The following is a 25245-nucleotide window of genomic DNA, read 5'->3' on the forward strand; positions in this document are numbered from 1 at the left end:
GCTGTGGGCTCGACCTGCTTGTTCAACCAAGCTTCAAACTCTTTGAAACCCTTCGCGTCATTAGGCAGCTTGGCCTTGGTTTTGTGCTTACCGTTTGGCAAGTGCGTGGCGATATCAAAGGTGTTTTTAGCGATATCGACACCGACGAAACTGGACATGAGTGTCTCTCCATTGATCTGTTTTCGATCATCACTGCACTCTGTCCAACCTTGCGAATGCGAGCTCTCGCCAGAGACGGGCCCAAGATACCGTTCGAACTATATGAGTGAGTGTGGAGGGCTGGAGCACGATCTACATCACAGGCAAAAAGCCTAAGGAGCTGCACGGCTTCCAAGTCCCTCCCTCGATGATCAGTCGAGAACTATCGCTCCTGACGGAGCGATAGTCGAGATACAAGGAGCTGCCGAAGGCTGCGATCTTTTGGCTTTGGTTTTAAAAACAAGATCAAAAGATCGTCCGAACGCGGCCCGAGCCTTCGGCAGCTCCTACAGGGGTTTCATTGATGTCTCAGCGTTTGGTGATCACCACCTCCAGGTACTCGCTCGGCACCACCAGCGAACCGGCTCCCGCCCGATTCGAGCGGTTGAGCAAGTCCGCCAGATCACTCTCCAGCGCCTGACCGCTTTCCGGCGGCAATGCCGCGAAAGCCTTGTGCACCGGCCCGTACCAGTGACGGAAGATGTCGATGAAATGCGCTGCCGAGCGATAACGGAAGTTGAACGTGCGGCGGGTGACCTGCAGCAGAAATGCACGTTCATCGAAATGGCTGTGCAACCACGCTTCGGTGCCCCAGTTTGACGGTGGCTGCGCCACGGCGGGCGGCGGCACGTGACGGCCGAGAACCTTGAACATCTGGCCGACGAAACCTTCCGGCGTCCAGTTCGCCAGACCGATGCGCCCGCCACGCCGGCAGACCCGCGCCAGTTCCGCCGCCGCAGTCGCCTGATCCGGGGCAAACATCACGCCGAAGGTCGACAACACCGCGTCGTAACTCTCGTCAGCGAACGGCAACGCTTCGGCATCGGCGACCTGAAAAATCACCTCCAGATGCTCGGCTCGTGCCCGATCCTGCCCACGTTCGAGCAGCGCCGCGACATAGTCGGTCGAGGTCACCTGGCAGCCACGCCGCGCTGCCGCCAGGGTCGCATTGCCGTTGCCGGCGGCGACATCCAGCACCTCTTCATCGCAGCGCAGGTCGCAAGCCTCGGCGAGGTTTTCGCCGACGATCTGCAAGGTGGTGCCGATCACCGCGTAATCGCCGCTGGCCCAGGCGACTTTCTGGCGCTCCTTCAGACCCGTCAGATCAATGGGCGTACTCATCAATCGTGCTCCGCAGCAGGTTGGAGAACTTCATTCAGCCGTGGTCGGGTCAATGACCGTCATGACCCGTGCCACGCTGTTGGCCGGGAAGCCGCCCAGCCTGGCGTGCTCGCGTACCTGCTCCTCGTCAGGGGCGATGTAAACGCAGTAGATTTTGTCGGCCGTGACATAACTCTGCAGCCACTGCACTTGCGGCCCGAGTTCACGCAACACTTGGCAGGAGGTTTGCGACACGGCTTTGAGTGCTTGCTCCGACAGCTTTCCGGCCCCTGGAATCTCGCGTTCAATCACGAATTTCGGCATGGCAACCTCGCGTTCTTTTTATCAAGGACAGGGTCGGCAGTGGCCCTGCCTGTTCACTATCGCGCCGAGGGTCGATGGCGTCCGTGCCAATCGTCCGAAGAGCACGTAAAACAAGGGCTGGGCCGATGAATGGCGGTTTTTTGTAAAGCCTTCGAAACACTGTCGGGATTACTCGGGATGGCGAGGAGCACTCAATTTTCGTTGTTGCAGCCATCGGCGAATTTACGGTAATCCAGCACTTGGGTTTTGCCTGCCGAATCGAGGTAGGTCATGCGCGCATCGACAATGCCGCAGGTCACAGAGGTGTCCTGGGTCATCGACAGCACTTTCTGCACGTCCAGGTGCGTGCCGTAGGTGTAGGTGTGCGGGGTGATATCGGCTTCGGCACGGGCCGACAGGGTGCAGATGTTCAGGGCGGCGAACAGGCAGGCGGCGATCACGGATGTGCGGGTCATGGCGGTTACCTCAAGGCGTGGGTGGGTTGAGCCGAGGCAAGCTGGATGCGCCTCGATGGAGCCTATTTGAGGCGCTTGAGGTATCACGTCTGTGTCTGGAAATGCCCGTTATGACGCGTTGTGTATCTGCGCCACCCGGAGATACACAGCGATACAAAACCCTGAAAAAATCGCGTTTTTGCGTGTATCTGTATCCGTCATGGCGCCAGATACACTGCAATACAAACCCCGGCAGGCAAGCCGGCGCAGGCTCGATAGACTGCATGGCATTGCCCTTTGATTAGAGGTTCTGCACCGATGGAACATGTCGATCACATTCTCATCGTCGACGACGACCGCGAAATCCGCGAGCTGGTTGGCAATTACCTGAAAAAGAACGGCCTGCGCACCACCGTGGTTGCCGATGGCCGACAGATGCGCAGTTTTCTCGAAGCCAACACCGTCGACCTGATCGTGCTCGACATCATGATGCCCGGCGACGATGGTCTGCAGGTGTGCCGCGAGTTGCGCGTGGGCAAGCACAAGGCCACGCCGGTGCTGATGCTCACCGCGCGCAACGATGAAACCGACCGCATCATCGGCCTGGAAATGGGCGCTGATGATTACCTGACCAAACCGTTCGCTGCCCGCGAACTGCTGGCGCGGATCAACGCCGTGCTGCGGCGCACGCGGATGCTGCCGCCGAACCTGGTGGTCACCGAAAGCGGTCGTCTGTTGGGTTTCGGCCGTTGGCAGCTGGATACCTCGGCCCGACATCTACTGGACCAGGACGGCACGCTGGTCGCGCTCAGCGGCGCCGAATACCGCTTGCTGCGGGTGTTCCTCGATCACCCGCAACGGGTGCTCAGCCGCGATCAGTTGCTCAACCTGACCCAGGGGCGCGAGGCCGATCTGTTTGATCGTTCCATCGATCTGCTGGTCAGCCGCCTGCGCCAGCGTCTGCTCGACGATGCGCGCGAACCGGCTTACATCAAGACCGTGCGCAGCGAGGGTTATGTGTTCTCGCTGCCGGTGGAAGTTTCCGGGGCTTCGGCATGAGTTTCAGGCTGCAGTGGCCGCGTACGCTGGCGTCACGCTTGTCGCTGATCTTTCTGGTCGGGCTGATCCTCGCTCAGGCATTGTCGTTTGGCGCGCAGTACTACGAGCGTTTCCAGAGTGCCCGAAGCACCATGCTGGGCAATATGCGAAACGACGTCTCGACGTCGATCGCCATCCTCGACCGTTTGCCCGCGCAGGAACGGCCCGCCTGGCTCAAGCAACTGTCCCGCAGCAACTACGACTATCTGTTGAGTGTCGGCGAATCCGGTGCGCCGCTCGACCCCGACGCCGACGAGGTGCCGGTGGCCGTGACCTCGATCAGCGCCGCGCTCGGCGGTACACGCCCGCTGAGCTTCACCCGGTTTGCCGGGGAGCAAAAACACTTTCAGGCCCATGTCAGACTCAGCGACGGCAGCCCGGTGACGATTGATGTGCGTCCAGCCATGCCGCCCTTGTCGCCGTGGCTGCCGGGGGTCTTGCTCGGACAACTGGCGTTGCTGATCGCCTGCACCTGGCTGGCGGTGCGCATCGCCATCCGCCCCCTCGCCCGCCTCGCCAACGCCGTGGAAACCCTCGACCCCAACGCCCATCCCGTGATGCTCGACGAGCAAGGCCCGATCGAAGTGGCCCACGCCGCGCGGGCCTTCAACGCGATGCAGAAGCGCATCGCCGCGTATCTGAAGGAGCGCATGCAACTGCTGGCGGCGATTTCACATGACCTGCAAACCCCGATCACCCGCATGAAGCTGCGTGCCGAGTTCATGGACGACTCAGTGGAAAAAGACAAACTGTGGAACGACCTCGGCGAAATGGAGCACTTGGTCCGCGAAGGCGTGGCCTACGCCCGCAGCATCCATGGTTCGACCGAAGAAAGCCGGCGCACCGACCTCGATGCCTTCCTCGACAGCCTGGTGTTCGATTACCAGGACATGGGCAAGGATGTACGCCTGATCGGCAAGAGCGCGGCGGTGATCGATACCCGCCCCCAGGCCCTGCGGCGGGTGCTGGTGAACCTGACCGACAACGCGTTGAAATTCGCCGGTGCCGCCGAAGTCTGGGTCGAAGCCCACAAGGATAGCCTCGCAATCACCGTCATGGATCGCGGCCCGGGCATCGCCGACGCCGAACTGGCGCACGTGCTGCAACCGTTCTATCGCGTGGAAAACTCGCGTAATCGTGATACCGGCGGTACTGGTCTGGGACTGGCGATCGCCCAGCAACTGGCCATGGCCCTCGGGGGTTCGCTGACCCTGAGCAATCGCGAGGGCGGTGGGCTGTGTGCCGTGCTGAAGCTGCCGCTGCAGGCCTGAGCCGTTCAACGGCCACTGTTCAATCGCTGCCGACAGGTAACTGACGGTAAGGTGCACATTGTTGCACCATGCCTGCACCTTTATCGCAATCCACTGACTGCGCCGCCGGGTTGTCGCACTTATCGTTATGTTGTCCGTATCGCGTTAGCGACCACTGGTCACCACTGTCAGATCTGACAGTGGTGAATCAGCGTCGGGATGCGGTTCCATGGCGATTGGTCCAACCTGTCGGGGCGCCACATGACTCTGCTCGAATCCGTCAGCCACGTGTGTACGCGCCTTGCCCCCGGCGGCTGGCATTCGCTGATGCTCGCCCACGGCCTGGATCTGCTCGGTGAACCGTTCGCTGCCGAACTGCAAAAGCCGCTGAACATCGACCGCTCGATACCGGGGTTTGCCGATTTCACAGTGGCCGGCAGCCGCGCGATCGAAGCCGGCGTGCCGGCGCACAGCCTGCTGTATCACGCGCTGGCCTCGCCCGATGTGCTCTGCGATGAGAACGGGCAAACATTGCAACTGTTTCCCACCGCCGCCGAGATCGAGACAGTGCTCGACTATGTCTACAGCGTCATCCCGCCCACGCTCGACAGCCTGCGCCACAAAGCCCGGGGCGCGCCGTTGGCGGTGGTCGCGTTCGCCAGTGAATATCGTTGCGCCGCCGACACCGTGCATGGCCGGCATGCCGACCTGTGCTTCTCGCGTACCGGTATCGCCCGCGTCGGCACCGCCCCCGCGCGCTATGACGCGATGCGGCGCAGTTTCCTGCCCTTTGTCGACGATGACCCGCACGGCATCCGGGTGATGCCGGTACGCTACAGCGCCTACATTGCCGTGCAACTCAAGGGCGATGCCGAACGCTTCGGGCCGATGGATTTCCAGGTGGATCTCGACCCCGGGCTGGATTTCTGGGTGCCCCTGCACAAGTTGTTCAATGGTTCGCAGTGCCTGGAGGGGCTGAACCTGACGCTGACGCTGGACAACCACCAGATCAACGAAAAACTGCGACATATTCATTTGCGCCACAGTGGCACCGGTTGGCAGGAACCGCTGATCAGCCAGCCGCCCTTCGTCGTGACGGACAATCTTGCGCATTGGGCGTCGGCTGTGGATCTCGGGCCGGGTCTGCTGGTGCCGGAAACCAGAGCCCGGCTGGTCGCGCCTGTCGAGTACCAGGGCAAACCGTTGTCCTTTGTGCTGCCGGCCAACACCGGCGGCATGGTGCACGGACGTCACCGGGTCGAGGCGGATGGCAGCATCGAAGATCTGAACGACCACGAAGGTGTCGACGAGTTGGTTCGTCAGGGCGGTTATCGCGCCTTGCATTATCAGGACGGCACCGCCGATGGCTGGGTGTTGCCACGCTGCCGGATGCTGGAAAACTGCTTGCCGACGGTAGCCGCCTATTCACTGATTGGCCCTCCGGATTTCTACCCGTTATGCACTCAACGCCGGCTGTTGCACTGGCTCCGCAATGAACCGACGCTACCAGGTGCCGGCGTCTGGCACGCCCGACTGGAAGCACTCTCTAACGTACGCTACTGCGCCAACCTGGACTTGCAGGGTCAATTGTTCTCCCCGGCTGACCGCGGGGTGAGCGCGATAGTCGGCCTCGTCGATCAGCTCGGCCCGCCGCAATCCACCGGCGCACAAACGTCACCCTCGCGGCCCACCTCGTTGCCCGACGGCGCCGCCGGTGTGTTCGGGCCTGGCTGGGAGGTCGGCTGGGTTCGCCAGCGCACGGCGGACGACGAATGGATCAACGTCCTCGCCGGTTATCAGATGGCCAGCCCGTTTCCCGAGGATGCCAAGATCTGCGCCGCGCTAGGTTCTTTCTGGCCCGGGGTCGCGCCGGATTCGGCACGGGTCTTCGAACCGCGCTCGACGCTGCACAGCATCATTCCCCTGACCGATGAGGAAATCGGCATGGGCGGCGTGGCCTGGGATAATCAGCGCGCCCCGCAACTCATCACTGAAGACGAGCGCCTGATTGTCCAATACCACGCGTACGCCCATGCCGATTACACACAGGTGGCCCTCGATGGCCGGTTTTCCCTGAGCCTGACCGGCCACACCGCGCAAGCCGCGTATCAGCAACGCGTGCGCTCGATGTATCGCGTGTACCGCGTGCTCGGCGCCGCCAGCGACAAGCCTCTGCGCAATGCCTGGCCGCTGCTGTCGTTCGTAGAGTTGCAGCGACCGAATGCCGAACTTGAAACCGCGCAGGAAGAGTCAGGGCGGGTTCTCGACGGCTGGGTGCAGCGCTTTTTGCTGTACAGGCGCGGTGCCGTGAAAGTTGCTGAAAGTGATTTCAGGTTACGCCACGTTGAAGTCGAAGAGCGGGTGATTCTGCTGCTCAGCGCGGATGCAATCCTGATCAAACGCGACACCCTGCCATGGCAGGTAGCCGATGAAGCCATTTGACGTCGTGATCATCGGCGCCGGGCCTGCGGGCAGTGCAACCGCGATCAGTTGCGCCCGACACGGGCTGCGTGTGGCCTTGCTTGAACGGCAGGCGTTCCCGCGCTTTCGCCCCGGGGAAAGCCTGCATCCGGGCATCGAACCGCTGCTGCAGCAACTGGGGGTTGCCGAGCAACTGTGTGGCCGCACGGCCCGGCGCTTCGACGGCCACTGGGTACACTGGGACGGCGCACCGCGCTTCAATGGTTTTGGTGCCGATGATCGCGGCGCCTGGCAGGGTTTTCATCTGGAACGAGCACAACTGGATGCGGCGTTGCTATCGAGTGCCGCCGCGTTGGGTGTAGAGGTCAATCAACCCTGCCGGGCACGACGGGTACTGACCCAAAGCAACCGAGTAATCGGCGTGGAAACCGACAGCGGCTGCTTCTACGCGACCTGCCTGATCGACGCCAGCGGCGCTGGCTGCTGGCTCGGTCGCCAACTCGGTTTGCCGGTGCGCCACTGTTCACCGCCGCTGGTGGCGCGTTACGGCTACCTGCAGGGCCACAGCGCGACCTATGCAACGGCCGCGCATTTGCTGGCCGATCCTGACGGGTGGACCTGGATCGCCCAGGTTGAGCCCCAGTTGCTGCACTGGACGCGCCTGACATTCGAAAACAACGGTCGATCGGCGAGCCTTCCCTTGGCGCTGCATGCATTCCCGGCCGTGGGGCCGATACGAGGCGCCGATGTGACCTGGCGCATCACCACGACCGCCGCCGGTGCCGGCTATTTTCTGGTCGGCGATGCGGCCAACCGGCTCGACCCGGCGTCCTCCCACGGCGTGCTGAAGGCGTTGATGAGCGGTATGCAGGCCGCGCAAGCCGTGGTGGATTGCCTGCGCAAACCGGCCTTGCAAATACCGGCGCAGGCGCAATATCGCCATTGGCTGAACGCTGGATTCGCGCGCGATATGACGCACTTGCGCAATTTCTATCGTCAGCATCCCTGCCCACCGTCCTGGCTGCCTGTCGCATGACTCACAGGAAGCTGGCGAGCACGGAGTCCTCATGAAACCGCCGCAACAACGCCGAGCCGCCGACTGTATTCTTCCCACAGTGATAAAACCGCACTGTCTTTGCAGGTTCACAAAGCCTGCAGGTTGCCGCAGCCCGGCTAGACTGATTTATTACCCAGTCGAGGGGGCTGCAGGACGCATCGTCTCGCCCTGCCCGCATCCACGACCACCGCCCGGTGGTGTATGCCTCGACCTTCAACACCGCCGGACTGTGATCCTGTTTCAGGAGCACATGTGATGGACGAGGCCCGACTCAACGCATTCATGGGCAAACTGGTCAACGACATGGGCGGCGCCGCAATGTTGGCGAACGTCATCGTTGGCGAAGAACTCGGGCTGTACCGGGCAATGGCCGACAGTCAGCCGATCACCCCGCAAGCCCTCGCCGAAAAAACCACCTGCAATCCCCGACTGGTGCGCGAATGGCTCAGCGCGCACGCCGCGTCTGGCTACATGGAACATCACGATGGTCAGTTCCGTCTGCCGGAAGAACAGGCACTGGCACTCGCCGTCGAAGACTCACCGGTGTACGTCGCCGGCGGACTCGGCGTGGTGGCCTCGTTTTTCCACGACAAGGACAAACTGGTCAAAGCCATGCGTGGCAACGGCGCCCTGCCCTGGGGCGATCACCATCCGTGCATGTTCAGCGGTACCGAGCGCTTCTTCCGCCCCGGCTATAAGGGGCACCTGATCGCGGAATGGCTGCCGGCGCTGGACGGCGTGGTGGCCAAGCTCGAAGACGGCGCCAAGGTCGCCGACATCGGCTGCGGCCACGGTGCCTCGACGGTGATCATGGCCCAGGCGTTTCCCAACTCGCGCTTCGTCGGTTTCGACTATCACGCACCGTCGATCACCGTCGCCACTCAGCGCGCGGAAGAAGGCGGCGTCAGCAGTCGGGCGAAGTTCTTCCAGAACACCGCCAAGAGCTACCCCGGTGACGAATATGACCTGATCTGCTATTTCGACTGCTTGCACGACATGGGCGACCCGGTCGGCGCTGCGCGGCATGCGTTCGAATCATTGAAGGACGACGGCACGGTGCTGTTGGTCGAGCCATTTGCCAACGATACGCTGGACGACAATATCAACCCGGTCGGACGCCTGTTTTACGCGGCCTCGACCTTTATCTGCACACCGAATTCGCTGTCCCAGGAAGTCGGCCTGGGGCTCGGTGCGCAGGCGGGTGAAATGCGCTTGCGCAAGGTGTTTGCCGAGGCTGGGTTCAAGCATTTTCGCCGGGCGACGCAGACGCCGTTCAACCTGATTCTGGAGGCGCGCAAATAAACCACCGCTGTCACCTGTGGCGAGGGAGCTTGCTCCCGTCGGATTGCAAAGCAAGCACTAAACAGGCCTGCTGCGCAGTCCAGCGGGAGCAAGCTCCCTCGCCACACGGTTAATGCTAACCTGCGAGCACCGTCCTCCCCGGAGTGCTGAGCATGCTCGACAGCCCGATCCGCGAACACTTCAACACCCTGTGCCAGGCCATGGCCGATGGCGATTTTCTGGTGCTGACCGGCGCCGGCATCAGCACGCCATCGGGCATTCCGGATTACCGCGATAGCAAAGGTGTGCGCCGGGGCCGGCAGCCGATGATGTATCAGGAATTTCTTGCTGCCCCCGAATCCCGTCGCCGCTATTGGGCGCGGGCCATGCTCGGCTGGCCCCGGGTGCGCCAGGCGCAACCCAACGCCGCGCATACAGCACTGGCGGATTTGCAGCGCCAGGGACGGATCAGCGCCTTGATCACGCAGAACGTCGACACCCTGCATGATCAGGCCGGCAGTCCGGATGTGATCGAACTGCACGGCAGCCTGCACCGGGTGCTGTGCCTGGATTGCGGCCAACGCAGCGCGCGCGATGAGATTCAGCAACGCATGGTCGAGCAGAATCCATATCTGGCCGGGGTCGATGCGGTGCAGGCGCCGGACGGCGATACCCTGCTCGATCCGGCCTTCGAGGCGCGCTTTCAGACGCCGCAATGCCCGTATTGCGACGGGGAGCGGATGAAGCCGGACGTGGTGTTCTTTGGCGAGAACGTGGCGCAGCCGACGGCGGCGCGGGCCATGGCCGCAGCGGAAAAAGCCGAGGGTTTGCTGGTGGTGGGTTCGTCGCTGATGGCGTATTCGGCGTTCCGTCTGTGCCGGGTGATCGCCGATCGCGGCAAGCCGTTGCTGGCGATCAATCTGGGCAAGACTCGCGCCGATGATCTGTTGGATCTGAAGATCGAGGCGTCATGCGAACAACTGCTGCCGTTGCTGGCGCAACACTTATCTACCTGAATCCGCACTTTTTTTGTAGGAGCTGCCGAAGGCTGCGATCTTTTNTTGATCTTGCTTCTAAAAAACAACGTCAAAAGATCGCAGCCTTCGGCAGCTCCACAGAGATGGGATCTCAGTTCAGGGTTCAGTGTTCGGCTTTGAGGATGTCGAACAGTGCCTGCGCCGCCGCCGACAGTTCATTGCCTGGCTCGGTCAGCACGCCAATCGCTCGCTCCACCGAATCATTCAAGGTCAGGCAATGCGCGCCCAGTTCGAGCATCTGCTCGGCACACAACGCCGGCACTGCACTCACTCCCAGCCCACTGGCGACCATGCGCCCGACGGTTGCCAGTTGATGGCTTTCGAACTCCACCGGCAGCTTCATGCCCCGCGCCAGCAAGTGTTCTTCGAGCATCACCCGCACTGTCGACGGCCGTTGCAGGGTGATGAACGGTTCCTGCAGCAAGGTCTGCCAGTCGATTTCGCCAAGCCTGGCCAGCGCTGAATCTTGCGGCACCACCGCGACAAAGCGGTCCATGTACAACGGGGTGAACGTCAGCGAGGTGTTCTGCATCGGCTCGAACGCGACACCCAGTTCCACGTGGCGGTCGCGCACCATTTCCAGCACTTGTTCGTTGATCACGTCGTTGACCGTGACATTGACGTTCGGATAGCGCGCGCGAAACGTCTTGAGGATCGGCGGCAACAGGTTGCCGGCAAACGACGGCATCGCCGCCAGCGTCACCCGCCCGCGTTGCAGGCTGAAACGCTGGCGCATTTCGTCTTCGGCGTTGTCCCAATCGGCGATCAGGCGCCGAGCCAGCGGCAGCAGCGATTCGCCCTCGGCGGTCAGCGCCACATTGCGCGTGTTGCGGCTGAACAGCCGCCCGCCCAGCCCCTCCTCCAGCGCCTTGATGGTCAGGCTCAGCGCCGATTGCGACAGGTGCAGACGCTCGCAGGCCACGGCGAAACTCAGGCTCTGGGCCACGGCGAGGAAGGCGCGGATCTGTTTGATGGTCATACTGGATAACGCCCTGTTAGCGATATTGCCGGATAAACACCGTACCCACTGTAGGAGCTGCCGCAGGCTGCGATCTTTTGATCTTGATCCTAAAAAACAACATCAAAAGATCGCAGCCTGCGGCAGTTCCTACAGGTAACAGTCAAGATTATTGAGTTTTATCTATTAATCAACCTTAAAAATCAACTTAACAAATATATCCTCCAGCGCGACACTCCAGTCATTCGGCTAGCCAGCCGCCCGACAAACAATAAAAGAGGTGCATATGGCAGGTTTCGACAAGCGCGTGAGTTCCTACGAGGAAGCTCTGGCCGGTCTTGAAGATGGCATGACCGTGATCGCCGGCGGCTTCGGCCTGTGCGGCATTCCGGAAAACCTGATCGCCGAGATCAAGCGCAAGGGCACCCGCGACCTCACCGTGGTTTCCAACAACTGCGGCGTCGACGGTTTCGGCCTCGGTGTGCTGCTGACCGACCGCCAGATCAGCAAAGTGATTGCCTCCTACGTCGGCGAAAACAAACTGTTCGAAGAGCAACTGCTCAAGGGCGACATTGAAGTCATCCTGACCCCGCAAGGCACCCTCGCCGAGAAAATGCGCGCAGGCGGCGCCGGTATCCCGGCCTTCTTCACCGCCACCGGCGTCGGCACCCCGGTCGCCGAAGGCAAGGAAGTGCGTGAATTCAACGGGCGCAAGTACCTGATGGAAGAGTCCATCACCGGCGACTTCGCCATCGTCAAAGGCTGGAAAGCCGACCATTTCGGTAACGTCATCTACCGTCACACCGCGCAGAACTTCAACCCGCTGGCGGCCACCGCCGGCAAGATCACCGTGGTCGAAGTCGAAGAAATCGTCGAGCCCGGCGAACTGGATCCGTCGCAGATCCACACCCCCGGCATCTACGTCGACCGGGTCATTTGCGGCACGTTCGAAAAGCGCATCGAACAGCGCACCATCCGCAAATAATTCAGGCTGACGGAGAATAAAAACATGGCACTTACCCGCGAACAAATGGCTCAGCGCGTCGCCCGCGAAATGCAGGACGGCTACTACGTGAACCTCGGTATCGGCATTCCGACCCTGGTCGCCAACTACATTCCCGAAGGCATGGAAGTCATGCTGCAATCGGAAAACGGCCTGCTCGGCATGGGCCCGTTTCCGACTGAAGACACCATCGATGCCGACATGATCAACGCCGGCAAACAGACCGTCACCGCGCGCATCGGCGCATCGATCTTCAACTCCGCCGAATCCTTCGCGATGATTCGCGGCGGGCATGTCGACCTGACCGTGCTGGGCGCGTTCGAAGTCGACGTTGAAGGCAACATCGCCTCGTGGATGATTCCCGGCAAACTGGTCAAGGGCATGGGCGGCGCGATGGATCTGGTGGCTGGCGCCGACAACATCATCGTGATCATGACCCACGCCTCCAAGGACGGTGAATCCAAACTGCTGAGCAAATGCAGCCTGCCGCTGACCGGCGCCGGCTGCATCAAGCGCGTACTGACCGACCTCGCCTACCTGGAAATCGAAAATGGCGCTTTTGTCCTCAAGGAACGCGCACCTGGCGTCAGCGTCGAAGAAATCGTCGCCAAAACCGCTGGTAAACTGATCGTCCCGGATCACGTACCGGAAATGCAGTTCGCTGCCCAGTGAGGAATTCGAAAATGCAAGACGTCGTAATTGTTGCCGCCACCCGCACCGCGATCGGCAGTTTCCAAGGGTCTCTGGCCAGCGTGTCCGCAGTGGATCTGGGCGCTGCGGTGATCCGCCAACTGCTCGAACAGACCGGTCTGGACGGTGCGCAGGTCGATGAAGTGATCATGGGCCAGGTGCTGACCGCCGGCGCTGGGCAGAACCCGGCGCGTCAGGCGGCGATCAAGGCTGGCCTGCCCCATGCCGTGCCGGCCATGACCCTGAACAAGGTTTGCGGCTCGGGCCTGAAAGCCCTGCACCTGGGCGCGCAGGCGATCCGTTGCGGCGATGCCGAGGTGATCATCGCTGGCGGTCAGGAGAACATGAGCCTGTCCAACTACGTGATGCCGGGTGCTCGCACCGGTCTGCGCATGGGTCACGCGCAAATCGTCGACACCATGATCAGCGACGGCCTGTGGGATGCGTTCAACGATTACCACATGGGCATTACCGCCGAGAATCTGGTCGATAAATATGAGATCAGCCGCGAGCAGCAGGACGCCTTCGCCGCCGCTTCGCAGCGCAAGGCCGCCGCAGCCATCGAAGCCGGGCGTTTCGTCGATGAAATCACCCCGATTCTGATCCCGCAGCGCAAAGGTGATCCGGTCGCGTTCAAGGTCGACGAACAACCACGCGGCGACACCACCGCCGAATCCCTGGCGAAACTGCGTCCGGCGTTCAAGAAGGACGGCAGCGTCACCGCCGGCAACGCCTCTTCGCTGAACGACGGCGCCGCCGCCGTCATCATGATGAGCGCCGAGAAAGCCAAGGCTCTGGGCCTTCCGGTACTGGCAAAAATTGCTGCTTACGCCAATGCGGGCGTGGACCCGGCGATCATGGGCATCGGTCCGGTCTCGGCCACCCGTCGCTGCCTGGACAAGGCAGGCTGGAACATCGGCCAACTGGACCTGATCGAAGCCAACGAAGCCTTCGCCGCACAATCGCTGGCGGTGGCCAAGGATCTGCAATGGGATCTGGACAAGGTCAACGTCAATGGCGGCGCCATCGCCCTCGGTCACCCGATCGGTGCGTCGGGCTGCCGGGTGCTGGTGACTTTGCTGCACGAGATGCTCAAGCGTGATGCGAAAAAAGGTCTGGCGACCTTGTGCATCGGCGGCGGCCAGGGTGTGGCGCTGGCGCTGGAACGCGGTTAACCCAGAGGAGCAATACAGGCGGCGGACGGATCCACGACATCCACTGCTCGCTGGCTACAAAAAAACCGGTGCGACTTGCGTTGCACCGGTTTTTTTTGCCTGAATTTTGTGTCGATCTTCAGGGCCCCATCGCTGGCAAGCCAGCTCCCACAGGGTCTTGGGGTGTACAAAGAATTTGAATCCACCCTCAATCACTGTGGGAGCTGGCTTGCCAGCGATGAGGCCGGTTCAGGCAGCACAAAACATGGCTCACACCACCATCTGCAGAATCAACCAGGCATTCGCCCCACTGATCACCACAAACAATCCCCACGCCAGCACCCGGGTCGGCAGCCGATTCACAAACGGCCCCATCAGTTGTTTGTCGCTGGTCATACGGATCAACGGATACAGCGCGAATGGCAGTTGCAGGCTCAACACCACCTGGCTCAACACCAGCAATTTGCCCACCGCGTTATCGCCCATCAGCCACACGCCAATGAATGCCGGGATCAACGCCAGCCCGCGCGTGATCAAACGCCGCTGCCAGCAGGGAATCCGCAGGTTCAGATAACCCTCCATGATTACCTGCCCGGCGATGGTTCCGGTGAACGTCGAGCTTTGCCCCGACGCCAGTAACGCGACGCCGAACAGTACACTGGCCAGCGCGCCGCCGACCAGCGGGTCGAGCAGGTGGTAGGCGTCCTGAATGTCGACCACGTCGGTATGCCCGGACTGGTGAAAAGCGGCCGCCGCCAGAATCAGGATCGCCGCGTTGACCAGCAGCGCCAATGCCAGCGAACCGATGGTATCGATCCGCGCCAGGTTCACCGCGTCCTGTTTGCTGGCCAGATCCTTGCCGATCATCCGCGTCTGCACAATCGAGGTGTGCAGGTAAAGGTTGTGCGGCATCACCGTGGCGCCAAGGATGCCGATCGCCAGGTACAGCGGCGCAGCATCGCTGATCGCCGAGAGCGACGGTTTGAATCCGGCGAACACCTGCGGCCAGTAAGGTTTGATCAGCACCAGCTCAACGAAGAAACACACGCCGATGGTCGCCACCAGCACCAGCATGATCGCCTCCAGCCGACGGAAGCCACGGTTCTGCAAGGCCAGCACCAGCAGCGTGTCGAAGGCGGTCAGGGCAATGCCGAAGGTCAGCGAACAGCCAAGCAACAAGTGAAACGCCAGGGCGCAGCCGAGCACTTCGGCCAGATCAGTGGCGATGATCGAGATTTCCGCCAGCACCCATTGCAGGCGTGCGGTCGGGGTGCTGTAGCGCTCGCGGGACAATTGCGCCAGATCGCGACCGGTGGCGATGCCCAGACGCGAGCACAGGCACTGCACGACCATTCCCGCCAGACTTGCGAGCAACACCACGAACAGCAGGCTGTAACCAAAACGCGAACCGGCCTCGATGGCGGTCGCCCAGTTGCCCGGGTCCATGTAGCCGATCGACACCAGCAAGCCAGGCCCGGCAAAACGCAGCACGCGTTTGAAGAACGAAGCGTTCGGATCGACCGCGACGCTGCCGGCTACTTCTGGCGGGCAGAACGGCGCAGTGGCGATTTTGGGTAAGCTGAATTTCACGCACACATCCAGAAACAAGTTCGAAAGACGCAGCTTAGACGTTTCAGTTGAACCCTTGAAGAGCAAAAGATCGCAGCCTTCGGCAGCTCCTACACTGGAATGCGTTCCCCTGTAGGAGCTGCCGAAGGCTGCGATCTTTTGACTTTAATGGCTCATGCCCAGTAACTGCTGACGCAACTCGGGGTTACGGGTGCGCGGATCCAGCCAGATATCGAAAAACGCCCGGGCAAATTGCGGATCATCGATTTCATGCTGCAACTGCTGCCCGACAAAAAACCGCGCGCCCTGCCCCGGCAGGTACACGCCGGTAATCCGCGTACCCGCCTGCACATCGACGAACGATTGCTGCATTTGTCCTTGCCACTTGGCCAACTGCGCGGGGCTGACGCCGGAGCCTGCCAGCCGTTTGATTTCATCGACACTGGCCTGCACCAGATCATCGCGCGAGATCTTGCGCCGGTAGATCAGCTCCAGGGCAAAGGGCTGTTCGGTCGACAACGGGCGTGCCGCGCTCCACAACCGGGCGTTGTAGACGTCGAAGCCGAACACACTGAAATCGCCGGTGCCGATGATTTGCGCGCCGGGCACCGCGTCCTGCCAATTGGCCCAGGTCGGCGTGAGTAACAACGCCCACAAGCCGATGCCACAGCACCCACGCAGCAACTTCGATGGTTTGCTCATCGCCGCCATAACTCCCGCTTGAACCCTGATAGCCAGAGCATAGCGGATGTCCACCCAGCGCTTTGTATACAATGTTTGTCGATCAACGCACCAATCGGTTACCTTGGCCGTTCCATCCCCGGAGGCCTCCCGCGTGCTGATCCTCAAATTACTGCTGATCCCCGGTTTCCTGCTGCTGATTTCCCTCGCTGGCAAGCGCTGGGGGCCGAGCGTCGCCGGTTGGCTATCGGGGCTGCCAGTGGTGGTCGGGCCGATTCTGTTTTTCCTCGCCATCGAACAGGGGCCATCGTTTGCTGCGCAATCGGCGGTCGCGGCGCTGTCGGCGATGTTCGCCATGATCGCCTTCTGCGTCACCTACGCGCAGGTGGCGCAGCGGGCGAACTGGCCGTTGGCGCTGACGATTTCCCTGACGGTTTGGGCGGTGCTGGCGCTAATGTTGTCGCTGATTCCGTCGTCACTGACGTTCTCGGTCGCGGCGGCGGCCACTGCCCTGCTCGCCGCGCCGTATCTGTTCCCCAACGTGCAACCGGTGCTGAACGGTCCGGCACCGAAGTCGGACAAACTGCTCTGGCGAATGATTGCCGGCGCGGCGCTGACGCTGTTGGTGACGATGCTCGCCAGCACCGTGGGCGAGCGCTGGAGCGGTCTGCTCGCGGTGTTCCCGGTGCTCGGGAGTGTGATGGCGGTGTTTTCTCAGCAGACCCGTGGCCCGGCGTTTACTGCGGCATTGCTACGGGCGACGGCGACGGGCATGTACTCGTTTTCGGCGTTTTGTCTGGTGTCGGCGCTGACCCTGCCAAGCCTCGGCCTCAGCGGTTTCATCGTCGGTGTCGCGGTGTCGGTGGCCATGCTCGGGGTCACCCGCAAACTGCTGGCCCGACCTGTTCCGGCAAAAAACCGTATTCCCGAGGCGGATGTCAACACCTGACAAACCGCGCTGGAATGCCGGGCATGCTCCGTGGGATCATCGCCGCCCTGGCGCGACCATCCCTCGGAGATTCACATGTCATTGCTCAGCAAGAAAGCCGTCGTCCTGTTGCTGGCGGCGGTCGCCGGTCTCGGCGCCCTCAACGCCCAGGCAGCCAAGCCCAAGGAAAAGGCCTCGACCAACAACGTGTCGATGCTCGACGGCAAGTTCACCTTCGTCCTGCCCAAAGGCTTCACCGCCGACCCGCTGCCAGCCGGGCCGACCGGTGCCAAGGGCACGATGTACACCAATCAGGCGACCAAGACCGTAGTCATCGCTGCGGAAAACCAGATCGCCGGTGGCGCCAGCGTCAAGGACAACGACAACGAATTTCTCGACGGCAGCCTGGCAAGTTTCATCGATGACCAGCGCAAGGCGCTGCCGGACTTCAACAAGCTCACAGAAAAAAGTCTGACCCAGAAAAGCAGCGGCCTCGGCGTGCGTCAGGTCGACAGCACTGCCACCCAAGGCGGCGGCCAGACACTCAATACCACCCTCCTCGCCGCCTCCGGCAAGCGCATGGCGCTGGTCCAGGTGATTTCCCGAGCCAGCGACAAAAGCGGTCACGATGCGCTGGTGAAAACCATCCTCAAGGACAAGTGATCGTCACGGGTTGAGCTGCTGCAGCCAGGCGTTCAAGTCACGCAGCTCGGCCGTGCTGATGCTGTGGCCGACGCCGGGATAGGCGTGAAACTCGGGCTTATAGGCGAGTTTCTGCAGCAGCGTATTGGCCTCGGTACCGTCGCGGTACGGCACTCGATCATCGGCGGTGCCATGGCCGATGAAGATGTGCAGCGGCAGCGGTTGCTGCTCGGCTTTTAGCTCGGTTTTCAACACCGGCAACAGCCGTCCGCTCAACGCTGCGATGCCGCCGACCGCCACGGGCGGACGCAGGCCCACTTCGTAGGTCATCATCGCGCCCTGGCTGAAACCGATCAGGTACACCTTGTCCGGGCTGGCGTGATATTTCTGCGCCGCCTGCGCGACAAACTCCCGCAACTTCCGGCCGCTGGCCTGCAGATCATCGGTCTCGCCGTTGTAAGCCCCTTCGCCTTTCTTGCGAAACCACTGGAAACGTCCTTCGCCCAACGCCAGCGGCGCCTGCACCGAGAGGTAGTTGTACTGCGCCGGCAGCTGAAATTTCATACCGATCAGATCGGCTTCGTTACTGCCGTAGCCGTGCAGGAAAATCACCAGTGGTCGAGTGTTCGCGTCCGGGTGAACCTGTTCAATGTATTTCAGTGGCAAGTCGCTTTGCAGCGTGGTTTGCGCATGCACGGCGCTGGACGCCAGCAGGGTTAACAGGGCAAACGCCTTCAACATAGAGCCTTCCTTCACGGAGTGTCGGGTTCCGGGAGAGCCTAACAGCCTTGATCCACCACACCCACCCCTGTAGGAGCTGCCGAAGGCTGCGATCTTTTGACTTTGACTTTTAAAAGCAAGATCAAAAGATNCGGCAGCTCCTACAGGGGTGGGTGAAATCTGGACTCAGTCGTTGATCAACTTGCCCACCCGAATCGGTTCACGCCCCGCCACTTTGGCCTGCCAGATCCCCGGCTGGGTATAACGCCCACGATCAATCGCAAACAGCACGCCACTGGTACCGGCGCGGACAGTGGTGAGGCGGTCATTCAACGGGTCCACCACCTCGAACAACGCATCGCCCTGCTCGACCCACTCCCCGGCATTACGCAGGAAACTGACCACGCCGTGGTGCGGCGCGAACAGGTATTCGGTGCCTTCGAACGGCATGCCTTCGCAGCATTCGCTCGGTGCCGCCGGCCATTCACCGCTGATAAACCCCTGCTCGGCGAGAAAGCCGAGTATCGCTTCGCAATTGGCCTGCGCCTGATCGACCCGGGTGTCGCCCATACTGCCCAGTTCCAGGGTGGTGGCAAGGTTCGCCGGGGGAATCGCCGCGTTCGGAAACGCCCGCGCCAGACGCAACCAAGGCGATGAGCACGACTCGTCGAACGAACTGCCGCCGGAGTCTTCACACAACAGCGCAACGCCGGCCTGCAGTCGCGCCGCCAGCGATTGCCAGCGCGGCCAGTGTTGCGGCAATGCGTAAATGTGAATCGCCGCGTCGAAATCGCAATGCAGATCGAGGGTGATGTCGGCGTCGCAGGCATGGCGCAGCAGCAAGCGGTGCAGAGCTTCCAGCTGCGAGGCCGGGGCCGGCAACTCATCGAGCACCTGGCCCATGGTTTGCCGGATCAGCGCTATGTTGGCCTCGGCATCGCTGCCCAGCCGCTCGCCGATGCGCGCCGCCACTGGCGCGCTGAGTTCGACAAACGCGCGGTTGAAATTTTTCCCGCTGCCCAGCTCGAAGCGGCCCATGTGGCTGCCTTGCAAATGCTGATCGAGCCCGATCGGGTTGGCCACCGGCACCAACTCGATCACCCCTTGCAGACGGCCCTGCTGCTCCAGCGCGTTGAGGCGTTGCTTGAGTTCCCATGCGGTGCGCATGCCCGGCAGTTCGTCGGCGTGCAGACTGGCCTGGATGTAGACCTTGCGGCTGCCCGCGCCGTAACGGAAGACGCTGAGGGAACGTTCGCTGCCCAAGTGGCTCCAGGGCAGGACATGGTCGATGCGTTGCATGGGAAAACTCCGATAAACCTGTAGGAGCTGCCGCAGGCTCGGGCCGCGATCGGACGATCTTTTGATCTTGCTTTTCAGCGTCAAGATCAAAAGATCGCAGCCTGCGGCAGCTCCTACATTGGATAGGTGTTGGCAGAATAAATCATGGGCACAAAAAAAGTGGCCACCGCGCATACGGGACCACTTTTTTCTACAGCGTATTAATGGCCGTACACGTCAAAGTCGAAGTACTTGTCCTGCACTTTCTTGTACTCGCCATTGGCGCGGATTTCGGTGATGGCCTTGTTGAATTTCTCGGCCAGCTCGGTATCGCCCTTGCGCACCGCAATGCCGGCGCCGCCACCGAAGTACTTGGCGTCTTCGTAGGTCGGGCCGACGAATTCGAAGCCTTTGCCGGCGTCGGTCTTCAGGAAACCGTCGCTGAGGTTGACCGAGTCGGCCAGCATCGCATCCAGACGACCGGATTTCATATCCAGGTTGGCTTCCTGTTGCGAGCCGTAGCGCACCACTTCAAACCCGGCGTCCTTGGCCATGTCGGTGGCGTAGCGGTCGTGGGTACTGGCGCGCAGTACGCCGACTTTCTTGCCCTTGAGCTCGGTCAGCGGGTCTTTGACACCGGAGCCTTCCTTCATCACGAAGCGCGCCGGGGTGTGATAGTACTTGATGGTGAAATCGACGTTCTTCTTGCGATCGTCGGTGATGGTCATCGAGGACAGGATCGCGTCGATCTTCTTCACTTTGAGTGCCGGGATCAGTCCATCGAACTCCTGCTCGACCCACACGCATTTAACGTCCATCTGTTTGCACAGCGCATCGCCGATGTCGACATCGAACCCGGTGAGCTTGCCGTCAGCGGTTTTCATCGAGAATGGCGGGTAAGCGGCTTCGATCCCCAGACGAATCGGTTTGGCGTCTTCGGCCACAGCGGTCAGGGACAACATCGACAGTGCCAGGGCACCGAACATCACTAGCTTCTTCATTTATTACTCCTGTGTGCGGAGGCTTTTATTGGCAGCTTTCGATTGGCGTTCGGTCATGGCCATCAAGTAGCAAAAACCGAAGTGGACGGCAGTCTATGGCGGCGCGCACAGGGTAAATTGTGTTTAGGCGACAAATACTTACAGAACATCGGCGCACGCGTTGACCGGGATCAACGGTGCGCCGACATGGTGCAAAGGCTGTAGGACAAATCTTTGAAAATGACAAAAATTGCCTTTGTAGGAGCTGCCGANAAGTCAAAAGATCGCAGCCTTCGGCAGCTCCTACAAAAGCATTCAGCATTCACATCCAATAGGCGCCTTGGCGGCTTGAGTAGTACTCAAGCTGAAGCCCTCATCCAGCCAGCCGCACACGCCACCGATCATCTCCTTGACCGAGTAACCCAACGCCGCCAGTTTCACCGCAGCCTTGTTGGCGCCGTTGCAGTGCGGTCCGGCGCAATAGACCACGAACAACGTGCTCGTCGAATACTCCGCCAGGCCTTCGGCGGTCAGCAAGCGGGTCGGAATGTTGATCGCGCCCGGCACATGACCACGCTCGAACGCCAAAGGCCCGCGCACATCGACCAAGACAAAATCGACCTCACCGGCCTCCTGGCTGCTGTACACGTCAGAACAATCGGTTTCAAACGTCAGACGGTTGCTGAAATGCATCAGGGCAATGGCCGACGGTGCGGCAGGAATGTCGCGAACCAGGCTGGTCATGTTGTGTGGCTCCTTCATATGTTGGGGTGTGAACAGACTTTATCGGGCCGTCACTTGGCGCTACAGTGGCGCGCAAGACACTCACCGGGAACTTTCCGCCAAATGCCTGATTCACCTGGATTGGTCGCGATTCTGGCCTACGACGGCCTCTGTACCTTCGAGTTCGGGATTGCCGTGGAAATCTTCGGCCTCGCCCGGCCGGAGTTCGATTTCCCGTGGTACGAGCAACGCATCGCCGCCGTCGACGCAGGGCCGATGCGCGCCATGGGCGGCATTCACGTCCTGGCCGACGGCGGCCTGGAGCTGCTGGCGCAGGCACGCACCATCATCATTCCCGGTTGGCGGGATCGCGAAGCCCCGGTGCCACTGGACCTGCTTGGCGCATTGCGTCAGGCCCACGCCCACGGTGCGCGGCTGTTATCGATCTGTTCAGGGGTGTTCGTGCTGGCCGCCAGCGGCTTGCTCGACGGCCACGGCGCGACCACCCACTGGCGCTACAGCGATGAACTGGCGCGGCGCTTCCCGGCGATTGCGGTGGATCCGGATGTGCTGTACGTCGACTCGGGTCAATTGATCACCTCGGCCGGCAGTGCCGCCGGGATCGATGCGTGTCTGCATCTGGTGGCCCGCGACTTTGGCACTCAGGTCGCCAATTCGGTGGCGCGGCGGCTGGTGATGTCGCCGCAACGCACCGGCGGCCAGGCGCAATTCATTGCCACGCCTGTCAGCCCAACGCCGCGCAACGATTTGTCACGGGTGATGCAATGGGCTCGCGAGCGTCTGCACCAACCGCTGGAAGTACGCGATCTGGCGAGCGAAGCGGCGATGAGCGAACGCACGTTTCTGCGGCGATTCAGCGAGGCCAGCGGCCAATCGCCCAAGGCGTGGCTGCAACACGAACGCCTGGCGCGGGCGCGGGAACTGCTGGAAAGCACAGCACACAACAGCGAACAGATTGCCGAGCGCTGTGGTTACCGATCGGTGGAAAGCTTTCGCGTGGCATTTCGCAGCGTGGTCGGGGTGCCGCCGTCGGTGTATCGGGAGCGGTTTGGGCGTGGGGTCAAAGCCATTTCCTGAGTTGGCTGTGATGACTCCTTCGCGAGCAGGCTCGCTCCCACATTTGAAATGCGTTCCCTGTGGGAGCGAGCCTGCTCGCGAAGGGGCCAGCCCTGACAAACACAATCTAGGGCTTGCGCAACAGATAGGTATCCATGATCCACCCATGCTCGGCCCGCGCCGCTTTGCGCGTGCGCTCGATCTGATCCGCAACATCCTCAAGCTTGCCACTGATCAGAATTTCATCCGGTGTGCCGAGGTAAGCGCCCCAGTAAATCTCGGTCTGCTGATCCGCCACATGGCGGTAGGAATCTTCAGCGTCGAGCATCACCACCAGGCTATCCGTGTCACTCACCTGCCCCGCCGCCAGACGCCGGCCCGTGGTGATTTCGATTGACCGGCCAATGCTGTTCAACGGCACTTTATGCTGCGCGGCCAGTGCCTGAACGCTGGTAATCCCGGGGATCACTTCAAACTCGAACGCACAGCGGCCTGACGCCAGAATCGCCTGCAGGATACGAATCGTGCTGTCGTACAGCGCCGGATCGCCCCACACGAGGAAACCGCCGCATTCGTTGTCAGCCAATTCTTGATTGATCAGCCGCTCGAAGGTTTCCTGCTTTGCACGGTTCAGATCTTCGACCGCGCGGGTGTAGTCCACGTCGCCACGCTCACGCTCCGGGCTGTGAGCCTCGACGAAGCGAAAGGCAGGATCGGTGATGTAGCGCTCACAGATGTCGCGACGCAGATCGATCAGTTTGTCCTTGTGCGGGCCTTTGTCCATCAGAAAAAACACGTCTACCCGGTTGAGCGCTTTCACCGCCTGCAGGGTGATGTAGTCGGGGTTGCCGGCGCCGATGCCGATGACCAGCAGTCGTTTCATCACTGTGCTCCCACACGAACGCTACTCGGCAAGCGTAGCCGCCAGATCCCGTTGAACCGCAGTTCAACGACTGACAGCGGTTCAACATCAATCGCGTTGAACGCTACGCCCTGCACCACCTGCATCAATGCAGCTCGCACCACGAAAGGATGGGTGATCGCGACGATAGGCCCCGGCGTGCCTTGCAGGCTGGCCAGCCACGCCGCCACGCGTTCGCCCAATTGCGTCACCGACTCGCCGCCATGGGGTGCCGCCTGCGGATCACTGATCCATGCCTGCAAAGCCTCGGCCTCGCGCAGTTGCAGATCCTTGATCGCTTGTCCGTGCCAGCGCCCCATATCGCAATCGCGCAGCGCTTCGTCTACCTGCGGCGCCGCACCAAACCACTCGGCGGTCTGGCGCGTACGCAATTCCGGCCCGCACAGCAGACGGCCGGCGCTGGCGAGTTGTGCGGCCAACGCACCGAGCCCTGATGGCGGATTTTCAACAGGCTCGTTCGTAGGAAAACGCGACAATTTCTGTGCGACGGTTCGAGCGTGGCAGATCAATGTCAAACAGGTGGATTGCACAGGGTTGCACTCGCTGAACATCGGTTGAATCGGCGGCAAACCGCCGGTTTTGCGGCAATTGTGCCGTAAAACCGGGCGGCCCGGGGGACCTCGCGAGCTAGGACGATACCCCGGCGAGCGTACAAAAACGGCAATGTCTCACACACCAATAGGCAATGGACTACAAGGGTCGAGGACATCGGTGTAGCCCTTGTGACACAGCTCTTTGAGGTTATTTAAACAGTGAATTCCTACCGCAAAAAATTCACTAGACATGTAACCTGAGTTACATAAATACTGTTTTAACGGATTATGAAACAAATTCAACACCCCCTCATCCAGCAGGAGCCCGGATGCCCCCTCTTAGAGACTTGATCACCGATCCCGGCCTGGAGCTGACGCCGTCGGAGCGCAAAGTGATTCGCGCCCTGCTCGACCAGTATCCACGCAATGGCCTGGGTCCGATGGCGCGTCTGGCCGAACACGCCGGCGTCAGCGATCCGACCATCGTGCGGCTGGTGAAGAAGCTCGGATTCGGCGGTTATGCCGAATTCCAGGACGCCCTGCTCAGCGACATGGACCACCGCCTGCGCTCGCCGCGTACCCTGTTGCAACCGCGTTCGCACCTGAACAAGGACGACGCCTGGGGCCATTATCTGGCCGATAGCCAACGCCTGCTGGTGGAAACCCAGGTTCTGACCCAGCCCGAAGACGTACGCATTCTGCTCGACTGGCTGCTCGATACGCGGCACCAGATCTACTGCTTCGGCGGGCGTTTCAGCAGCCTGATGGCCAACTACCTGCTCAATCACCTGCGCCTGCTGCGCCCCGGCTGTTTTGCCCTGGAAGACAACGCGCAGCTGCCCGACCGCCTGTTCGATCTGCAACGCCAGGACGTGGTGCTGCTGTTCGACTATCGCCGCTATCAGACCCAGGCCTTGCGCGTGGCCAGTGCTGCAAAAAGCCGCAACGCCCGGGTGGTGCTGTTCACCGACATCTATGCCTCACCGCTGCGCGAACTGGCCGACCTGATCATCAGTGCCCCGGTGGAATCGGCTTCGCCGTTCGACACCATGGTGCCAGCGCTGGCCCAGGTCGAAGCACTGATTGCCTGCCTGACCCTGCGCAGCCCCGATCTGGCCGATCGCCTGGAAGGCATCGACGCCCTGCGCAACGAGTTCCACACCCACTTGCTGGAGGATAAATAAGG

At 61.4% G+C, this 25245-nt stretch carries 25 protein-coding genes; 13 read left to right on the forward strand and 12 right to left on the reverse strand.

Features of this window, described 5'->3' with window-relative positions; translation table 11 throughout:
• Nucleotides 1-507: 507 nt before the first annotated feature.
• The 3 genes from ACTJKS_RS25095 to ACTJKS_RS25105 form a co-directional block, all read right to left on the reverse strand.
• Nucleotides 508-1320 carry a class I SAM-dependent methyltransferase gene (locus ACTJKS_RS25095; protein ID WP_108183091.1) on the reverse strand — a complete coding sequence of 271 codons (813 nt, stop codon included), beginning with the start codon at nt 1318-1320 and terminating at the stop codon, nt 508-510.
• Nucleotides 1321-1350: 30 nt separating this feature from the next.
• Nucleotides 1351-1623 carry a DUF4242 domain-containing protein gene (locus ACTJKS_RS25100; protein WP_041073516.1) on the reverse strand — a complete coding sequence of 91 codons (273 nt, stop codon included), beginning with the start codon at nt 1621-1623 and terminating at the stop codon, nt 1351-1353.
• Nucleotides 1624-1814: 191 nt separating this feature from the next.
• Nucleotides 1815-2078 (reverse strand): DUF2790 domain-containing protein, encoded by a 264-nt coding sequence (locus ACTJKS_RS25105; RefSeq protein WP_041073518.1) that lies wholly within the window; start codon nt 2076-2078, stop codon nt 1815-1817.
• Nucleotides 2079-2375: 297 nt separating this feature from the next.
• Here ACTJKS_RS25105 and ACTJKS_RS25110 point away from each other — a divergent pair, with 297 nt between their 5' ends.
• The 6 genes from ACTJKS_RS25110 to ACTJKS_RS25135 all read left to right on the forward strand — a co-directional run bounded on the left by ACTJKS_RS25110 (nt 2376) and on the right by ACTJKS_RS25135 (nt 10180).
• Complete coding sequence (locus tag ACTJKS_RS25110) at nt 2376-3116, forward strand: response regulator (RefSeq protein ID WP_108183092.1); 741 nt, start codon at nt 2376-2378, stop codon at nt 3114-3116.
• Nucleotides 3113-4426 (forward strand): ATP-binding protein, encoded by a 1314-nt coding sequence (locus ACTJKS_RS25115; protein ID WP_108183093.1) that lies wholly within the window; start codon nt 3113-3115, stop codon nt 4424-4426. The genes ACTJKS_RS25110 and ACTJKS_RS25115 overlap by 4 nt, the downstream gene beginning before the upstream one ends.
• A gap of 240 nt (nt 4427-4666) precedes the next feature.
• On the forward strand, nt 4667-6847 hold the full coding sequence (locus ACTJKS_RS25120) for a hypothetical protein (RefSeq protein WP_262949570.1): 2181 nt from the start codon (nt 4667-4669) through the stop codon (nt 6845-6847).
• On the forward strand, nt 6834-7862 hold the full coding sequence (locus tag ACTJKS_RS25125; RefSeq protein WP_108183094.1) for an NAD(P)/FAD-dependent oxidoreductase: 1029 nt from the start codon (nt 6834-6836) through the stop codon (nt 7860-7862). The genes ACTJKS_RS25120 and ACTJKS_RS25125 overlap by 14 nt, the downstream gene beginning before the upstream one ends.
• A 276-nt stretch (nt 7863-8138) precedes the next feature.
• The gene (locus ACTJKS_RS25130; RefSeq protein ID WP_108183095.1) at nt 8139-9185 is read left to right on the forward strand and encodes a class I SAM-dependent methyltransferase; all 1047 of its coding nucleotides are present in this window, start codon (nt 8139-8141) and stop codon (nt 9183-9185) included.
• A 152-nt stretch (nt 9186-9337) separates the two neighbouring features.
• A complete protein-coding gene (locus ACTJKS_RS25135; RefSeq protein WP_108183096.1) occupies nt 9338-10180 on the forward strand; it encodes an NAD-dependent protein deacetylase in 843 nt (280 codons plus the stop codon).
• A 124-nt stretch (nt 10181-10304) separates the two neighbouring features.
• On the opposite strand, the gene ACTJKS_RS25140 is transcribed toward ACTJKS_RS25135, so the two are convergent.
• Nucleotides 10305-11180 carry a LysR family transcriptional regulator gene (locus ACTJKS_RS25140; RefSeq protein ID WP_047293426.1) on the reverse strand — a complete coding sequence of 292 codons (876 nt, stop codon included), beginning with the start codon at nt 11178-11180 and terminating at the stop codon, nt 10305-10307.
• A gap of 265 nt (nt 11181-11445) precedes the next feature.
• Here ACTJKS_RS25140 and ACTJKS_RS25145 point away from each other — a divergent pair, with 265 nt between their 5' ends.
• Genes ACTJKS_RS25145 through ACTJKS_RS25155 form a run of 3 tightly spaced genes read left to right on the forward strand, consistent with a single transcriptional unit; the run spans nt 11446 to nt 14027 of the window.
• The gene (locus ACTJKS_RS25145) at nt 11446-12144 is read left to right on the forward strand and encodes a CoA transferase subunit A (RefSeq protein ID WP_003226174.1); all 699 of its coding nucleotides are present in this window, start codon (nt 11446-11448) and stop codon (nt 12142-12144) included.
• Between the two features lie 24 nt (nt 12145-12168).
• Nucleotides 12169-12834, forward strand: a complete 666-nt coding sequence (locus tag ACTJKS_RS25150; RefSeq protein WP_041073534.1) for a CoA transferase subunit B — start codon at nt 12169-12171, stop codon at nt 12832-12834.
• An 11-nt stretch (nt 12835-12845) separates the two neighbouring features.
• Nucleotides 12846-14027: an acetyl-CoA C-acetyltransferase gene (locus ACTJKS_RS25155; protein ID WP_108183097.1), complete on the forward strand. Its 1182-nt coding sequence runs from the start codon at nt 12846-12848 to the stop codon at nt 14025-14027.
• Nucleotides 14028-14276: 249 nt separating this feature from the next.
• On the opposite strand, the gene ACTJKS_RS25160 is transcribed toward ACTJKS_RS25155, so the two are convergent.
• Nucleotides 14277-15596 carry an Nramp family divalent metal transporter gene (locus tag ACTJKS_RS25160; RefSeq protein WP_041073538.1) on the reverse strand — a complete coding sequence of 440 codons (1320 nt, stop codon included), beginning with the start codon at nt 15594-15596 and terminating at the stop codon, nt 14277-14279.
• Between the two features lie 144 nt (nt 15597-15740).
• Complete coding sequence (locus ACTJKS_RS25165) at nt 15741-16277, reverse strand: chalcone isomerase family protein (protein WP_086792825.1); 537 nt, start codon at nt 16275-16277, stop codon at nt 15741-15743.
• A 133-nt stretch (nt 16278-16410) separates the two neighbouring features.
• Between ACTJKS_RS25165 and ACTJKS_RS25170 the strand changes: the two genes are divergently transcribed.
• Both ACTJKS_RS25170 and ACTJKS_RS25175 read left to right on the forward strand, forming a co-directional pair.
• Nucleotides 16411-17205: a hypothetical protein gene (locus ACTJKS_RS25170; RefSeq protein ID WP_041073540.1), complete on the forward strand. Its 795-nt coding sequence runs from the start codon at nt 16411-16413 to the stop codon at nt 17203-17205.
• A 75-nt stretch (nt 17206-17280) separates the two neighbouring features.
• Nucleotides 17281-17847, forward strand: coding sequence for a hypothetical protein (locus tag ACTJKS_RS25175; RefSeq protein ID WP_108183098.1), 567 nt, complete (start codon nt 17281-17283; stop codon nt 17845-17847).
• Between the two features lie 3 nt (nt 17848-17850).
• Here the strand turns inward: ACTJKS_RS25175 and ACTJKS_RS25180 are convergent, their stop codons facing one another.
• The 4 genes from ACTJKS_RS25180 to ACTJKS_RS25195 form a co-directional block, all read right to left on the reverse strand.
• A complete protein-coding gene (locus ACTJKS_RS25180; protein WP_108183099.1) occupies nt 17851-18567 on the reverse strand; it encodes an alpha/beta hydrolase in 717 nt (238 codons plus the stop codon).
• A 165-nt stretch (nt 18568-18732) separates the two neighbouring features.
• On the reverse strand, nt 18733-19845 hold the full coding sequence (locus ACTJKS_RS25185; protein ID WP_108183100.1) for a M14 family metallopeptidase: 1113 nt from the start codon (nt 19843-19845) through the stop codon (nt 18733-18735).
• Nucleotides 19846-20045: 200 nt separating this feature from the next.
• Nucleotides 20046-20825 carry an ABC transporter substrate-binding protein gene (locus tag ACTJKS_RS25190; protein ID WP_003226194.1) on the reverse strand — a complete coding sequence of 260 codons (780 nt, stop codon included), beginning with the start codon at nt 20823-20825 and terminating at the stop codon, nt 20046-20048.
• Nucleotides 20826-21119: 294 nt separating this feature from the next.
• A complete protein-coding gene (locus tag ACTJKS_RS25195; protein WP_108183101.1) occupies nt 21120-21548 on the reverse strand; it encodes a rhodanese-like domain-containing protein in 429 nt (142 codons plus the stop codon).
• 102 nt (nt 21549-21650) lie between these two features.
• Here ACTJKS_RS25195 and ftrA point away from each other — a divergent pair, with 102 nt between their 5' ends.
• Nucleotides 21651-22625: a transcriptional regulator FtrA gene (ftrA, locus tag ACTJKS_RS25200; RefSeq protein WP_440829035.1), complete on the forward strand. Its 975-nt coding sequence runs from the start codon at nt 21651-21653 to the stop codon at nt 22623-22625.
• Between the two features lie 106 nt (nt 22626-22731).
• Here ftrA and cobF read toward each other — a convergent pair whose 3' ends face one another.
• Together cobF and ACTJKS_RS25210 are read right to left on the reverse strand one after the other, a co-directional pair.
• A complete protein-coding gene (cobF, locus tag ACTJKS_RS25205; RefSeq protein WP_108183103.1) occupies nt 22732-23487 on the reverse strand; it encodes a precorrin-6A synthase (deacetylating) in 756 nt (251 codons plus the stop codon).
• Entirely contained in the window at nt 23487-24077 is a 591-nt protein-coding gene (locus ACTJKS_RS25210) for a histidine phosphatase family protein (protein ID WP_262949056.1), read from the reverse strand. The genes cobF and ACTJKS_RS25210 overlap by 1 nt, the downstream gene beginning before the upstream one ends.
• A 311-nt stretch (nt 24078-24388) precedes the next feature.
• Here ACTJKS_RS25210 and ACTJKS_RS25215 point away from each other — a divergent pair, with 311 nt between their 5' ends.
• Nucleotides 24389-25243 (forward strand): MurR/RpiR family transcriptional regulator, encoded by an 855-nt coding sequence (locus tag ACTJKS_RS25215; RefSeq protein ID WP_095668866.1) that lies wholly within the window; start codon nt 24389-24391, stop codon nt 25241-25243.
• Nucleotides 25244-25245: the final 2 nt, after the last annotated feature.

The sequence above is a fragment of the Pseudomonas sp. 22189 genome (assembly GCF_052045635.1).
GTDB classification, from domain to species: Bacteria; Pseudomonadota; Gammaproteobacteria; order Pseudomonadales; family Pseudomonadaceae; genus Aquipseudomonas; species Aquipseudomonas parakoreensis.

Coding starts and splice junctions, on each gene's coding strand:
- ACTJKS_RS25095 (WP_108183091.1), bottom strand. CDS start 1,320: ATGAGTACGCCCATTGATCTGACGGGTCTGAAGGAGCGCCAGAAAGTC.
- ACTJKS_RS25100 (WP_041073516.1), bottom strand. CDS start 1,623: ATGCCGAAATTCGTGATTGAACGCGAGATTCCAGGGGCCGGAAAGCTG.
- ACTJKS_RS25105 (WP_041073518.1), bottom strand. CDS start 2,078: ATGACCCGCACATCCGTGATCGCCGCCTGCCTGTTCGCCGCCCTGAAC.
- ACTJKS_RS25110 (WP_108183092.1), top strand. CDS start 2,376: ATGGAACATGTCGATCACATTCTCATCGTCGACGACGACCGCGAAATC.
- ACTJKS_RS25115 (WP_108183093.1), top strand. CDS start 3,113: ATGAGTTTCAGGCTGCAGTGGCCGCGTACGCTGGCGTCACGCTTGTCG.
- ACTJKS_RS25120 (WP_262949570.1), top strand. CDS start 4,667: ATGACTCTGCTCGAATCCGTCAGCCACGTGTGTACGCGCCTTGCCCCC.
- ACTJKS_RS25125 (WP_108183094.1), top strand. CDS start 6,834: ATGAAGCCATTTGACGTCGTGATCATCGGCGCCGGGCCTGCGGGCAGT.
- ACTJKS_RS25130 (WP_108183095.1), top strand. CDS start 8,139: ATGGACGAGGCCCGACTCAACGCATTCATGGGCAAACTGGTCAACGAC.
- ACTJKS_RS25135 (WP_108183096.1), top strand. CDS start 9,338: ATGCTCGACAGCCCGATCCGCGAACACTTCAACACCCTGTGCCAGGCC.
- ACTJKS_RS25140 (WP_047293426.1), bottom strand. CDS start 11,180: ATGACCATCAAACAGATCCGCGCCTTCCTCGCCGTGGCCCAGAGCCTG.
- ACTJKS_RS25145 (WP_003226174.1), top strand. CDS start 11,446: ATGGCAGGTTTCGACAAGCGCGTGAGTTCCTACGAGGAAGCTCTGGCC.
- ACTJKS_RS25150 (WP_041073534.1), top strand. CDS start 12,169: ATGGCACTTACCCGCGAACAAATGGCTCAGCGCGTCGCCCGCGAAATG.
- ACTJKS_RS25155 (WP_108183097.1), top strand. CDS start 12,846: ATGCAAGACGTCGTAATTGTTGCCGCCACCCGCACCGCGATCGGCAGT.
- ACTJKS_RS25165 (WP_086792825.1), bottom strand. CDS start 16,277: ATGAGCAAACCATCGAAGTTGCTGCGTGGGTGCTGTGGCATCGGCTTG.
- ACTJKS_RS25175 (WP_108183098.1), top strand. CDS start 17,281: ATGTCATTGCTCAGCAAGAAAGCCGTCGTCCTGTTGCTGGCGGCGGTC.
- ACTJKS_RS25180 (WP_108183099.1), bottom strand. CDS start 18,567: ATGTTGAAGGCGTTTGCCCTGTTAACCCTGCTGGCGTCCAGCGCCGTG.
- ACTJKS_RS25185 (WP_108183100.1), bottom strand. CDS start 19,845: ATGCAACGCATCGACCATGTCCTGCCCTGGAGCCACTTGGGCAGCGAA.
- ACTJKS_RS25190 (WP_003226194.1), bottom strand. CDS start 20,825: ATGAAGAAGCTAGTGATGTTCGGTGCCCTGGCACTGTCGATGTTGTCC.
- ACTJKS_RS25195 (WP_108183101.1), bottom strand. CDS start 21,548: ATGACCAGCCTGGTTCGCGACATTCCTGCCGCACCGTCGGCCATTGCC.
- ftrA (WP_440829035.1), top strand. CDS start 21,651: ATGCCTGATTCACCTGGATTGGTCGCGATTCTGGCCTACGACGGCCTC.
- cobF (WP_108183103.1), bottom strand. CDS start 23,487: ATGAAACGACTGCTGGTCATCGGCATCGGCGCCGGCAACCCCGACTAC.
- ACTJKS_RS25210 (WP_262949056.1), bottom strand. CDS start 24,077: ATGTTCAGCGAGTGCAACCCTGTGCAATCCACCTGTTTGACATTGATC.
- ACTJKS_RS25215 (WP_095668866.1), top strand. CDS start 24,389: ATGCCCCCTCTTAGAGACTTGATCACCGATCCCGGCCTGGAGCTGACG.